This is a genomic window from Paenibacillus aestuarii, from assembly GCF_027789125.1.
GTDB classification, from domain to species: Bacteria; Bacillota; Bacilli; order Paenibacillales; family NBRC-103111; genus Paenibacillus_E; species Paenibacillus_E aestuarii.
On record NZ_JAQFVF010000019.1, the window covers coordinates 1 to 12,624 of the forward strand.

Below are 12,624 nucleotides of genomic sequence, written 5' to 3' on the forward strand. Positions count from 1 at the left end.
ACTGCAGCACCGTTCAAGCACGTTTTCGCTCTGTAAGCCGGATTTTTCGGACTACAGCTCGAACAGGGGGATCGTGATTGAGCTGCTCAGTCGTTCCTGAGCCTACGGGATAGCACCAAGAGTAACCACTTGTCCATAAGCTTACGGGATAGCGCCAGCTGTAGTCTCGATTTTTCCGAATTACAGAAGGACTTCTCGAGCCGCCATGCTCTGTAGTCCGGTTTTGCCCAATTGCAGCCCCAAAACAGGCATCCACACGCAAAAAGCCGCCTGTAAGCAGGCAAAACCGGACTGCAGCACCGTTCAAGCACGTTTTCGCTCTGTAAGCCGGATTTTTCGGACTACAGCTCGAACAGGGGGATCGAGATTGAGCTGCTCAGTCGTTTCTGAGCCTACGGGATAGCACCGAGAGTAACCATTTGTCCATAAGCCTACGGCATAGCGCCAAGAGCAGCTCACTTCCGAAAACAAAAAGCCGCTGCAGACCAGCAGTACCGGTCAACAGCGACTTTCTTTTGCGAGACTCGTGGGAGCGCGGATCTTGCTAAAAGCTAATTAATGCCCGCTTTTTTTAACAAGCTGCTCCCTGAAGCCTTTTTAAACTTCCAAATAATTAGCAGACACAGCACCAGCGTCAAGACACCATTGCTGATAAAAGCACCGTTCGCGCCATATCGGTCGGCCACGTAGCCGGCAAAGAGGTTGCCGATCGGCGTCGATCCAGCAAATACGAGCGAGTAAACGCTCATGACGCGCGCTCTATATTCCTCTTTAGCGTTCATTTGCAGGTTGGAGTTACTGTTCGTCGCAAACACGATGTTAAAAAATCCGTTCACAACTAGCACCAGCCCGACCATCCAGACGGAACTGCTCAAACCGTTAAGGATGAGGCAAACAGATACGACAAGGCTGCCGATGATACTAATAATCATCTTCGGTCCGTGTTTACTGCGGAAGGACATCGTCAGCGCCCCGGCAAACGAACCGATCCCTAAACAGGACATCAGCGTCCCGTACGTGGTCTCGTTCATGTGCAGCACATTTTTCGTAAACACGGGGATGAGAATGTTAAAGTTAAACGCCAGCATGCCGATCACGGTCACGAGCAACACCGTTTGAGCCAGCACCGGATCACGCGCGATGTAGATAATGCCGTCTTTGATCTCTTTCATCACGCCTTCCCGTGACCTTTCCTTTCGCACATATGGCGTAGTCTTAATGCGCATGATCCCGAAAAGCACAGCAATAAAGCTGACTCCGTTCAAAAGGAAGCACCATCCCGCGCCAAGCAAGGCCATCATCACGGCCCCAATTGACGGACCAACGATCCGCGCCATGTTAAACGTGGTCGAATTGAGGGCCACAGCATTCATCAAGTCCTCTTTGCCGACAATTTCAATATTAAACGCCTGACGCGTCGGCATATCAAGCGTATTGTTGAGACCCAGAAGCAGCGCCAGCACGAGAATATACTCGTACTTCACCGTATTCGTCAATACAAGCGCAGCCAACGTAAAAGCAAGAATCATCGACACCGTCTGGGTGATGAGCAAAATATTTTTTTTCGGAAACTTATCCACAATGATCCCTGCAAACAAGGAAAAACATAAAATCGGCATAAACTGGAAAGCGCCAACAAGCCCGAGTTTGAAAGGTGACCCCGTGATGGTTAATACGAGCCAAGATTGCCCGATATTTTGCATCCAGGTGCCGATGAGGGAAACACACTGTCCCAGCCATAAATTCCGATAATTACGATGCGTTAATGCGTGAAAGTGACGCTCAATAAACGTCGATCCGGCATGACGAATGTTCATAAATCCACCTTCTCCTCTGCGAATCTAGCAGCATTGTCGCCCATTTTCTCAAGAATCGAATGCGCCAGCTGCTTCTCTTCTTCAGTCAAGCCGTACGTTAGCCGTTCCCGCCAGTCTGTCAACACGCTCCGCACTTCACCCTTGATATTGAGCGCTTTCTGCGTCAACTGCACAATGTTGCGCCGCTTATCCACTTCACTGACACTTCGCGTGATGTAGCCCTGTTCTTCCAGCTTTTTTAGCGCTTTGGCCGTAGTGCCCTTATCGATTTTCAAATAAGCGGAAAGCTCTTCCTGCGACAGCCCGTCTTCCTTATACAACGCATTCAAAAAAATATGCTGGCCCTTGCCGATATCAAGATGCTTCAAGCGATCACCAATATAAGCCTGGCCATACCGGTAGAGCAACGATACCCAGCGCGGTATTGAATTTCTGGCATCGATCAATCTGTATCCACTCCGTTCGTCCAACCAAAAACTCCACCGAGCAATTAGTTGCATTTGCCACTATTATATTACGCCTGATTAGTTGCAATCGCAACTATTTTTCACGCACAATAATTTTCATGACTCTCGATCAGTTCACAGGCTGTGATGAACATTCCACACCCTTCGGCAATAAGTCGGAATAATCGGACAGGGGCGCGGACGGATAGCCTGGAGTCCGCATGAGCCTCATTTTCCATAAAAAATAGCCCCTCTACGGGGCTCACCTTTTTCTCGCGTTCTCGCCTTCCTGTTACACCTGCAAACCGACTGCACGCACGTCCGCTGCTGCTGCCGCCTCTCTCGGCAGTCGCTTCCTCGCGATCCAGCGGCGCTGAACGAGGAAACCGCGGATTCCCTCATCCATAATCATCGCGATGTAGACACCGTGAAGCAGCCAGCCTGATTTGATGCCAAGCAAATAGGTGCCTCCAACGGCGACGATCCACATGACAATGATGCCAACCTTCATCACGTATTGCGTATCGCCAACAGCGTTCAAGGAGTTACCGAGCGGCATGTTCCACATTTTGAGCGGCTGCAGTATTAAATCGAGAGCTAATATGCCAATGACGACAGCGATAATGTGCGGATTGTCAGTAAAAGCGCCTAAAATCAAGCGCCCGAAGCTAAACAGCAGCAGCGTGTTCACAATGACCACGAGCTCGCCCCAGAACAAAGCCTTGTATAAGCTGCGGTAAGCCCGCTCCATCTGTCCGGCGCCAAACAAATGGGCCACCTGAATTTGCACAGCCATGGCAAAGGACCATCCCGCCAAAAATGAAAACGATTCTAATGTATTCAAATACGTTCTTGCGGCAAGCTGCTCAGCCCCCATCGTGGCGACCATAGAGAAGATGACGACCTGTGACACCGTCCATGAAGCAGAGCTGAAGGCCATCGGCAGACCGACCTTGGCCACTTCCCCCAACAGCGGGCGATTGAAAATACGAAAGTCCCGCCACTGAATGAACACAGCGAACGATTTGCGGAAAATATAAAAGAGGACGATGAGCGCAAGCAGCCGGCTGCCAACCGTCGACAGCGATACACCGAACAAGCCCCATTTCGGCAAACCAAAAGCGCCAAAAATAAAGATGTAATTGCCGAGAATGTGAACCAGGTTCATTCCCACGGCTACCAGCATCGGTCCTTTCGTGTTGCCCGTGCTGCGAATGATCGTACTGAGCGTAAGCACTGCCGCCATGACAATCGTACCGCCGCCGACAATGCGAATATATTGCGCAGTCATTGCATGCAGTTGAACCGGTACTTGCAGCATTTGCACGAACATCTCGGTTTGCACAAACAAAAACAAACTCACGACGACTCCGATGCCTAACGTGAGTACGAAGGCCATGGAAGCCACCCGCCTTGCGACTTCTTCTTTGCCGGCCCCCAGCTTCTGCGAGATCACGATTCCTGCTCCGCTGGAAATCAAGGCAAACAGCACGATTACAGCCTGAAAAAACTGATTGCTGATGCCCACCACGGCAACCGCATCATCGGAAATGCGGCTGACCATCAACGTATCTGCGGTGCCAATCATAAACTGCAGGAACAATTCGATCATGATCGGCCAGACAAGCCCGAACAATGTCATTTTTTTTGCCGTATCCATTTTACCATCCTTATCCTCTTGCTCTTCTTTATATAAAATCACCCTTCATGTAAACGTGTACACAAGGTGGATTATTGAGCCTCCCATAGTATAGCACCCTGTATAAAAAGCAGGTAGACATAATTACAATTATTTTGGATAATGGACAGAGAGGGGAATGGACGCGCGTTCATTCACTGTTCATCTGATATAAAAAATAGGAGGATCCAACCACATGAAGTATAGACCACTGGGCAATACCGGAATCAAGGTTAGCGAGATCAGCTTCGGCACTTGGGCGATCGGAGGCTCCTGGGGAAATGTCAACGATGCAGATTCGTTGGCAGCGCTTCACCGGGCTATGGAGGAAGGCGTCAATTTCTTTGACACGGCCGACGTATACGGCAGCGGGCATAGCGAGGAATTGCTGGCCCAAGCGACTAAAGGCCGCGAAGATGAAATCCATATCGCCACCAAGTTCTGCCGCAGCGCCGATATTCATGATCCTGCGACTTACAGCGAAGAGCGGGTGCGTGCATTTTGCGAAGGCAGTTTGAAACGTTTGCAGCGCGAAGCGATTGACTTGTATCAGATTCACTGCCCGCCGCTGGCGATTTTGCAGCAGGGAACCGTATTCGAAGTGCTCGACAAGCTGAAAGCGGAGGGCAAAATCCGCCACTATGGCGTCAGTGTGGAGACGGTGGAGGAAGGTTTGTTTTGCTTGAAGCAGCCCGGTGTGGCGGCTCTGCAAGTGATTGTAAATTTGTTCAGGCAAAAGCCTCTGGACGAGCTGCTGCCGGCTGCGCATGCCCAAGGCGTCGGCATCCTGGCGCGCTTGCCGCTGGCGAGCGGACTGCTCACTGGCAAGTTCAGCGCGCAGACGCAGTTTGAGGCCGACGATCACCGCAGCTTCAATGAGAACGGTGAGCAGTTCAACGTCGGCGAGACGTTCGCGGGCCTGGGCTTCGCCAAAGGCCTTGAGCTCAGCAGCCAGCTGAGCTGGATCGCCGAAGGCCGCGAAAGCATGACGCGCGCCGCGCTGCGCTGGCTGCTCGATCTGGAAGCCGTCAGCTGCGTCATCCCCGGCTTCAAGAACACCGCGCAGGTGTTAGACAACCTGCAAGCGGCGAATGTCCCATCCTTCACGGCCGCAGAGCTGCGCCAGCTGAAAGGATGGTACGAGCGCGAAGTGCATGCGCATATTCGCGGCGCGTACTAAAGCGCGAAAAAGACCGTCCGCCTGCCCTTACAAGGGCAGCGTGGGGACGGTCTTTTTGTTGCACTACCGCGCTTAGAGGAACTTGACGCAAACCGGCTTGCCTACGGCAACGGTTGGCCCTGCCGCTTCCAGCATGCCCGTCACCGCGTCCACGCGGAATACGGTAATGCTGTCCGAGTCTTGATTCGCCGCAAGCAGGTAGTCGCCCTGCGGCGATAAAGCAAAGTTGCGCGGCGTCCGCCCATGCGTCGCCTGCGATTGCACCAACGACAGCGTGCCGCGCTCGTTGTCGACCGCATAAACCGCGATGCTGTCATGCCCGCGGTTGGAGGCGTACAAGAAGCGGCCATCACCTGACAGGTGGATATCCGCACAGGTATTCGCGCCGCTGAAGCCTTCCGGCAGCGTGGAAATGTCCTGCACCGCGGTCAGCTCGCCGGCGGCCCAATCCGCCTGCATCACCGTAATGGTGCAGCCCAGCTCATTGATCACGTACACGTACCGGTTGTCCGTGCTGAATGCCAGATGACGCGGGCCTGCGCCCGGCTGGAGCGCCGCTTCGCGATGCGGCACAAGCCGGCCGTTCGCCGCGTCAATCTTGGCAATGAACAGCCGATCCAAGCCCAGATCGGCGGAAAGCGCATACCGATTGTCCGGTGTCGGCACAATCGAATGGGCGTGCGGACCTTCCTGGCGCTGCGCGTTCGGTCCCAATTGCCCCGTGTGCTGCACAAGCTGCACGTGCCCGCCCAAGCTGCCGTCAGCTTCCACGGGATACACCGTGACACTGCCGCTCGTATAATTGGCCACATACACATAGTGGCCTCCATTACTGATATAACAGGGCGCTGCGCCATGGGTTGGCTGTTCATTTAATTTGTCCAGCTTGCCCGTCGCCTTGTCCAGCTTGTAAGCAGCGGCTGCTCCGCCGAGCATGCCTTGGTATTCAGCCAATTCGCTGACCGCATACAGATGCGTCCGCGCCTCATTGATCGTTAGAAAGGAAGCATTAGGGAGGTCGGTATAGGCCTCCACCAGCTCCAACTCGCCGCTCTGGCGATCAAAAGCGTACAAGCCGATCCCCTGCTTGTTTTGCTCATCCGTATAGGATCCGATGTATACGTAGATCATATGTTCTCTTTTCGCTGTCATTGCGCGTTCATCCTCCATCCTTCCTGACTGTTTCGAATTCAGTTTATCAAATACCAAAATTTGTTCAAGCTCGCCTGCCGCGAACCAGCGCCGTCACCAGCATCGCTATCACCGCTCCATAGAGCGCCACTTCCATATCGTGCTGCGAATCCCAGGGATCGCCTTGCGTCCCGAGAAACAGCGTGCCGATCTCGGGGGCGACGATATGGGCCACCCACATTTCGATGAGCTCATAAAATGCGCCCAGCGCTAACACGACCGTGCACGTGATGACGGACAGCCAGCTGCGCCGCAGCCCGGTCCACGTCGCCAGCGCCTCCCGAATCGGGTACGCCAGCAGCAGACCAAAGCTAAAATGAACCAACCGGTCATAATTGTCACGCGGCGAATGGAGCATAATCTTCATCCAAATATCCACGATATTCTCATTGTAGGAATAATGGGCGCCTAACGTATGCAAAGCCAAAAACAGCGCTATCAGCGTATATGACACATTGGAAAATACAAATTGGCGATACAAGATCATTAGCACCAGCAGGGCCAGCCATATCAAAAGATTTTCCAAGACCCAATCGAAACGGCTGTAAGGCGCTACGGCCAGCCATGCCCAATACAAGGTATAAATAACGATAATGCCTTGCAGATAACGGTTATCGCGAAATCGCTTGTTGCCACGTTCAGCCACGGCTGCAGCCCCCTTTGTATCCTTCTCAGGGTTAGGTTACCTCAGCATGGCATTTTCTAGAAGTACTATCTTTGCGTAGTACTGAACAAATCGTATTTGACTTCGGCGAAGTTGTGAATCATCAGCTCCTCCGCTGCCTTCCGTCCGGTTCGTCTGTCGATGACATGGCGCCAGATTTCATTCTCCCGGTAATGGCGTCCATTCTGCTCATGAAAACGGTGATTTCTTTCTTCCATATGGTAGCTGTACGGAAGCGGCTCATCACAGTATACAGCACCTTTGAGATGCTCCTCCGTCAGCCACAGACGAAATTGAAACAGGTGCTGCGTCGGGTTGTACAGGCGCAAGTCGACATAGTTGTAGAACACGCTCGCCCCGCTCCCGAACGGCAGCACGCGGTGATCATCGGGAAACGGATCGAAGCTGTGATGGTGGCGTTCAACCACTTGCAAAGGCGTATGCAGCGCCATCCAAAAAAGCAAATTGCCCAGCTGGCAGATGCCGCCGCCAACCCCGCGCCTAACGCCGCCCTTCGAGAGAAGCATGCCTTCAATATAGCCTTTGGCCGCTGTTGTTTTGCCGACCAGGTGCCAAAAGGAGAACGTCTCGCCGGGCCTGATAAGGATGCCGTCCATCCGACTCACGCTGAGGCGCAGGTTCGTAATTTTGTTCTCCTGCAGCTCGGGGTCTGTCGAGCCCAGCTTTCTGCGCAGTAGCGACTGATGCTTCTTGCACGTATAAGGGAGCGTCGTCTGCGCTCTGTGGCGCGCGAAACGGATGCCTGATCGCAGATTGGCCAGATGCCGCTTCAGGCGCAGCTGCGCAATGCGCAGCCGGTACAAGCCCGGGAATAGGGTCAACAAAGTTTGCTTCATGGCAGATGCTCCCTCTATGCCAAATATGTACGGGGATGGAAAGTGACTTCCAAATTTACCCATATATTTGACGCAGCACCCTACATTTTGGTTGTGCCAGTTGAGCAAAAATCTAGTTGATCCCCGGCTCTAAAGCGGATTATCCTTTTGGGCCCCAACTTCCCCCATCCGCTTTAGAGATTTAGCCCGCCTCCCCTAACAACCAGCCTCGTCATCAGCCAAGCTGCCTGATTTGCACGAAACATTTGGGCTCCTGCGGAATATCTTATCATCTAACTAGTAAGGAGGGGTCGGTATGCATTGGCTTTCCATCATCGGGATCGGGCTGGCGGCAAACCTGGATAATTTGGGCATCGGGGTTTCCTTTGGCGCGCGCAAAATGAAAATCCCTTTTGTTTCCAATCTGATCATTGCCATCTTATCGATGATTGCTTCGTATTTGTCTATCACGGTAGGTCATGTCGTGACATACTACATGCCAAGTCACTTAGCCAACTGGTTTGGCGGATTGATGATCATTTTTATCGGCTTATGGGGCATTCGCACCGATGTCATGAAGCGCCGGTCTCCAGTCCCGAAACCGAAAGAAGGCGCCAATGAACTCACTGCTATGCTGCATGACCCCGTTCAGGCGGATAAAGACCACAATAACATTTTGTCATGGAAAGAGTCCCTCACCTTGGGCCTTGCCCTGGCCATCAATTGTTTGGCGGGCGGGTTCGGAGCAGGCATAACAGGCCTGGCGCCTTTGCCAACGACGCTGGCCGTCGGCCTATTTTCACTCCTTACCGTGGACCTGGGCATCCGGGCAGGCCAGCAGCTGGCCAAAACCTGGCTCGGCCAATGGTCCAATCTGGCAGGCGGCATTTTGCTCATTGCGATCGGCTTGTATGAAATCTTTATTTGAGCCCATTGCTCCTCAAAAAACCTAACGTTTGTTTAATAATCTCCAACGTTTCTTCATGCTGCTGCAGCAAGCTGACTCTGTCAAATTTATCCTGCGCCAGATCCCCTTCGATTAGCATCAGAACCCAGATCGAATACAAAGCGGCGTATTTATGATAGCTGCGCATAAAATCTTCCCCGACCGGCGTATCCCGCTTGGCACGTGCCTGAACATAACTTTCCAGGATATCCAGCCGAGCGTCCGGGCTAACCACTTCTCTGCGGTACATGGGACTCGTAATGTCAATCAGGCAAAAAAGGTCCCAGTACACGCTATTGTTATGAATGTATTCCCAATCGATAATGACTAGCTCTTGTTCCGTGCGCGCGACATTAAGGGGATATAAATCCCCATGCGACAGGACGATATCCCCCTCGATCTGCTCGCTGCTTGCAAGTTCACGATGATAATAAGCCACGTCCTTTTCATCAAAACCGTTATTATTCAGCATAGCAACAATGCGTTCCTGGTTAGCCAGCAAGCTCTCTTGAATCGAACGAGCCCGTGGGGTATGTCCTTCAAAGCCGGCCGGCAGCAGATCAGTTGGCAAAGCATGCCACAAAGGAATGACCGCAGCAGCTTCCTTCAGCGTGTCAGGATGGAAGCTATGCTTTAACACGCCCATGTCCTCTACCAGTATCCAATAATGCTCAGGCCGTTCTTCGGCAGCATACAAATATATCCGGGGAACGCGAACTTCAGCGATCTTGGGCAAAATATGCGTCTGCACCCAAATCTCTTTGCCGATGCTCGTATCATTTGTAAGCGGTTTAAAAATAAAGCTGTACACGCTTCCGTCCGTAAGAACGCGCACCCGTTCCACTTGATGGCCATTCCGGCCGGTATAGATTACTTCGCGCTCATGGGCGATGCCGTCCCGGACTTCGCCGGTTTCCGTAAACCATTGTTCGAACTGTCGCTCCATCCAAATTCACCGTCCTGCTAAGATATGTTGTGGGCCGCTAGCAGACCCATAAAGGAAATCGAGGCTGTTATTTCGAATTATAAACTATTCAGATTGACTTATGGAGGTGGCTTGCTAAAATGTCCGCAAAGCCTTTGGTATCCGTCATTATCCCTACCTATAATCGCCCGCTGGAGCTGTCCGAGCTTGTTGAATCGTTGTGGCGGCAGATGCACCGCAATTTACAGATCATCATCGTCAACGACTGCGGGCCGTCCGTTGATTTTATTCGTGAGCTCTACCCGGAGCTCAACATTCAAATCGTGGACATGCCGGACAATAGGAAGCATGTTCATGCCCGCAACCGCGGTCTGCTGGAAGCCAAAGGCGAATTCATCATGCTGTGCGATGATGACGATCTGCTGCTTCCTTCGCATGTGGAGCGCATGCTCCAAGAGATCGAAGATTGCGATCTCGTCTACGCCGACGTAGAGATTTTCGATTACGTCATCGAACACGGCGTACGCAAGCCGACGGACAGATTCGTTTTTGCTTACGAATTCGATATTCCGGCGATGCGCAAATTTTCCACCTTCCACGCTTCCGGCTGCCTGTTCCGCCCTGCGCTGCTGGAACAATTGGGGCCGTTCGACACGGAAGTGTTCCATTACTGGGACTGGGACTTCTTCCTGCGGGCCGCCGAGCGCTATCGCGTTAAGCGCGTCCCTGCCGCCAGCGTGCTCTATGCGTTCTCCCAGCAAGGCGGCAATATGTCTGGCCAGCTTGAGGACATGCGTCCCTATCTGGACCTGCTGTCAGCCAAGCATCAGCTGGGCGAGCTGCCGACCAAAAACTTTTTTCTCCTGCTGGAAGAACCGGAGGTCAAAGCCCGCAGAGCGGCTACCGAGCTGCTGTGGGACGGCGAACCGATCCGCTCGCGCTATTCACATTGAGCCTTTGATATACAAGCTGCGAAACTCGCTCGGGGTCATGCCTTCATGCTCATGAAAGCGCTGGTTAAAGTAGCTGGCGCTGGCATACCCCGCTTCTTGGGCGATCTCTTTGATCGGCCAATTTTCTTTCTCGATTAAGCGCTGCTTGGCGAATTGAATGCGGCACAGCGTAATGAAAGACAGCGGGGTCATCGACATGGCCTTGCGGAACAATTTGCAAAAATAGTACGAACTGACCCCCGCCTGCTCAGCCCACTCCTCCAGCACGAACGGCTCGCATGCCTTTTGCTGCATGGAGGGGAGCAGAGCGAGAATGCGCTCGATCGACTCCTTCCCCCGATTCCCGGTTAAAGGCGCAGCATAGCTCATAAACTCGCTCAAAATCATATACGTAAGTGTCGATAAATGCGTCGTCCGCAAGATGTTATTCGTCTCCGCCTCCATCAGCAGCTCATGAAAGGCCGCTTCCAGCTCGCCCCAACGTTTGAGCGTCCACAACAGGCGCAGAAAACCTTTTTCCAACAAAAACTCCTTCAGATGGTCCCCGTAAAAATGCACCCAGCGCACATCCCACGGGTCGTCCTCACTGCTGTAATATTTTTGCTGCTGATACGGAATGTAGAGAAAAGCATCCCCTTTTTGCAGCGTGTACAACGTCCCCTCATGCTCCAAGTATCCTTTTCCAGCAACGATAAAATGCAGGCTGTAGCTCGTCCATAACCCCTCTGCCCGATCAACGTCATGATCCGCTTCCTCCCGATACCAGCCCACGGATTCCGGAAAAATAAAATAAGACGACTGCTGCAGCATCGGCAGCATGACATGTCTGCGCATGGCGCACCCCCACAACCTTGATGACAATATTCCGATATCCGACGCAAAATATTGTTATATTCATTTTAATAAACTGATTTTATAATGACAATATAACGCAAAACACACCAATAAACAGGGAGAGATGATGACAAAATGACGAAGCTTCGCTGGGGCATTTTGGGCTGTGCAGGCATTGCAATCCGCTCCTGCATTCCAGGTATACAGCAATCCGAAACAGGGGTCGTAGCAGCGATTGCGAGCCGTGATTTACAGAAGTCGCAGGAGACTGCAGCCAAACTGGACATTCCCACCGCATATGGCAGCTATGAAGAACTGCTGGCGGATCCGAATATCGACGCCGTGTACATCCCGCTGCCGAATCATTTGCATAAGGAATGGACCATTCGTGCGGCTCAAGCAGGCAAGCATCTGCTTTGCGAGAAGCCGGCTGCGCTCAACACCGCCGAAGTGGAAGAAATGGTTGCCGCTTGCGAAGAGGCCGGCGTACTGTTTGCCGAAGCGTTCATGTACCGCCATCATCCGCGCTATGAGCGCATTCAGGCGATCATCGAATCCGGCGAAATCGGCGACGTTCGCGGCATCCACAGCACCTTCACCTTCAATAATCCAGGCGACAGTAAGAATGTCCGTTTCGTGAAAGCTTGGGGCGGCGGCTCGATGTACGATGTCGGCTGTTACCCGATCAGCGTTGCCCGTCTCCTGCTGGGCCGTGAACCGGAAGCGGTGACGACCCATGCCCTGTTCTCGCCCGAACACGATAACGTCGACATGATGATGTCCGGCCTTGTTGAATTCAGCGACAATGTGGCGCTTACTTTCGACTGTGGCATGTGGGCGAACTTCCGCAACACACTGGAAGTACTTGGTACCACAGGCCGGATCGAAGTGCCTTCCGCTTTTGTCGCGCGGACAGAAGAAGACGGTCTGTTCTACGTCATCACCGGCGACGGACGCCGCGTGGAACAAGTCCCTTATGTGAATCAATATGCACTGCAAGCTGACGACATGGCTTATGCGGCTTGGGGTCAGAGAGCTCTGCGTTTCGCTCCAAGTGATGCTATTCGTAATATGAAAGTGATCGATGCTTGCCTGCAGTCCGCTAGCGAGCGCGCCCGGGTTGTTATTCAAGGCTAACCAGCCATTACCAATTA

The 12,624-nt window shown here is 52.7% G+C and carries 12 protein-coding genes; 4 read left to right on the top strand and 8 right to left on the bottom strand.

The window, feature by feature from the left end:
- Positions 1–551: 551 nt before the first annotated feature.
- From O9139_RS05000 to O9139_RS05010, 3 genes are all read right to left on the bottom strand, one after another.
- Entirely contained in the window at positions 552–1,817 is a 1,266-nt protein-coding gene (locus O9139_RS05000) for an MFS transporter (protein WP_270878355.1), read from the bottom strand.
- On the bottom strand, positions 1,814–2,287 hold the full coding sequence (locus tag O9139_RS05005; RefSeq protein ID WP_270878356.1) for a MarR family winged helix-turn-helix transcriptional regulator: 474 nt from the start codon (positions 2,285–2,287) through the stop codon (positions 1,814–1,816). Before O9139_RS05005 ends, O9139_RS05000 begins: the two co-directional genes overlap by 4 nt.
- Before the next feature lie 268 nt (positions 2,288–2,555).
- Positions 2,556–3,923 carry an MATE family efflux transporter gene (locus O9139_RS05010; RefSeq protein WP_270878357.1) on the bottom strand — a complete coding sequence of 456 codons (1,368 nt, stop codon included), beginning with the start codon at positions 3,921–3,923 and terminating at the stop codon, positions 2,556–2,558.
- 214 nt (positions 3,924–4,137) lie between these two features.
- Between O9139_RS05010 and O9139_RS05015 the strand changes: the two genes are divergently transcribed.
- Positions 4,138–5,121: an aldo/keto reductase gene (locus tag O9139_RS05015; protein WP_270878358.1), complete on the top strand. Its 984-nt coding sequence runs from the start codon at positions 4,138–4,140 to the stop codon at positions 5,119–5,121.
- A gap of 72 nt (positions 5,122–5,193) precedes the next feature.
- Here O9139_RS05015 and O9139_RS05020 read toward each other — a convergent pair whose 3' ends face one another.
- The 3 genes from O9139_RS05020 to O9139_RS05030 form a co-directional block, all read right to left on the bottom strand.
- Complete coding sequence (locus tag O9139_RS05020; protein ID WP_270878359.1) at positions 5,194–6,273, bottom strand: lactonase family protein; 1,080 nt, start codon at positions 6,271–6,273, stop codon at positions 5,194–5,196.
- Between the two features lie 64 nt (positions 6,274–6,337).
- Positions 6,338–6,958, bottom strand: coding sequence for a DUF2238 domain-containing protein (locus O9139_RS05025; protein ID WP_270878360.1), 621 nt, complete (start codon positions 6,956–6,958; stop codon positions 6,338–6,340).
- A 65-nt stretch (positions 6,959–7,023) separates the two neighbouring features.
- Positions 7,024–7,833 (bottom strand): VanW family protein, encoded by an 810-nt coding sequence (locus O9139_RS05030; RefSeq protein ID WP_270878361.1) that lies wholly within the window; start codon positions 7,831–7,833, stop codon positions 7,024–7,026.
- Between the two features lie 295 nt (positions 7,834–8,128).
- Between O9139_RS05030 and ytaF the strand changes: the two genes are divergently transcribed.
- A complete protein-coding gene (gene ytaF / locus O9139_RS05035) occupies positions 8,129–8,740 on the top strand; it encodes a sporulation membrane protein YtaF (RefSeq protein ID WP_270878362.1) in 612 nt (203 codons plus the stop codon).
- On the opposite strand, the gene O9139_RS05040 is transcribed toward ytaF, so the two are convergent.
- Complete coding sequence (locus O9139_RS05040; protein WP_270878363.1) at positions 8,733–9,704, bottom strand: phosphotransferase; 972 nt, start codon at positions 9,702–9,704, stop codon at positions 8,733–8,735. The genes ytaF and O9139_RS05040 overlap by 8 nt on opposite strands.
- A 119-nt stretch (positions 9,705–9,823) precedes the next feature.
- Between O9139_RS05040 and O9139_RS05045 the strand changes: the two genes are divergently transcribed.
- Entirely contained in the window at positions 9,824–10,636 is an 813-nt protein-coding gene (locus O9139_RS05045; protein WP_270878364.1) for a glycosyltransferase family 2 protein, read from the top strand.
- Here O9139_RS05045 and O9139_RS05050 read toward each other — a convergent pair.
- Positions 10,628–11,470 carry a helix-turn-helix transcriptional regulator gene (locus O9139_RS05050; RefSeq protein WP_270878365.1) on the bottom strand — a complete coding sequence of 281 codons (843 nt, stop codon included), beginning with the start codon at positions 11,468–11,470 and terminating at the stop codon, positions 10,628–10,630. The genes O9139_RS05045 and O9139_RS05050 overlap by 9 nt on opposite strands.
- Positions 11,471–11,605: 135 nt before the next feature.
- Here O9139_RS05050 and O9139_RS05055 point away from each other — a divergent pair, with 135 nt between their 5' ends.
- Positions 11,606–12,607: a Gfo/Idh/MocA family protein gene (locus tag O9139_RS05055; protein ID WP_270878366.1), complete on the top strand. Its 1,002-nt coding sequence runs from the start codon at positions 11,606–11,608 to the stop codon at positions 12,605–12,607.
- The last annotated feature ends 17 nt before the right edge of the window (positions 12,608–12,624 follow it).

Coding starts and splice junctions, on each gene's coding strand:
- O9139_RS05015 (WP_270878358.1), top strand. CDS start 4,138: ATGAAGTATAGACCACTGGGCAATACCGGAATCAAGGTTAGCGAGATC.
- O9139_RS05010 (WP_270878357.1), bottom strand. CDS start 3,923: ATGGATACGGCAAAAAAAATGACATTGTTCGGGCTTGTCTGGCCGATC.
- O9139_RS05030 (WP_270878361.1), bottom strand. CDS start 7,833: ATGAAGCAAACTTTGTTGACCCTATTCCCGGGCTTGTACCGGCTGCGC.
- O9139_RS05020 (WP_270878359.1), bottom strand. CDS start 6,273: ATGACAGCGAAAAGAGAACATATGATCTACGTATACATCGGATCCTAT.
- O9139_RS05040 (WP_270878363.1), bottom strand. CDS start 9,704: ATGGAGCGACAGTTCGAACAATGGTTTACGGAAACCGGCGAAGTCCGG.
- O9139_RS05045 (WP_270878364.1), top strand. CDS start 9,824: ATGTCCGCAAAGCCTTTGGTATCCGTCATTATCCCTACCTATAATCGC.
- O9139_RS05055 (WP_270878366.1), top strand. CDS start 11,606: ATGACGAAGCTTCGCTGGGGCATTTTGGGCTGTGCAGGCATTGCAATC.
- O9139_RS05050 (WP_270878365.1), bottom strand. CDS start 11,470: ATGCGCAGACATGTCATGCTGCCGATGCTGCAGCAGTCGTCTTATTTT.
- ytaF (WP_270878362.1), top strand. CDS start 8,129: ATGCATTGGCTTTCCATCATCGGGATCGGGCTGGCGGCAAACCTGGAT.
- O9139_RS05000 (WP_270878355.1), bottom strand. CDS start 1,817: ATGAACATTCGTCATGCCGGATCGACGTTTATTGAGCGTCACTTTCAC.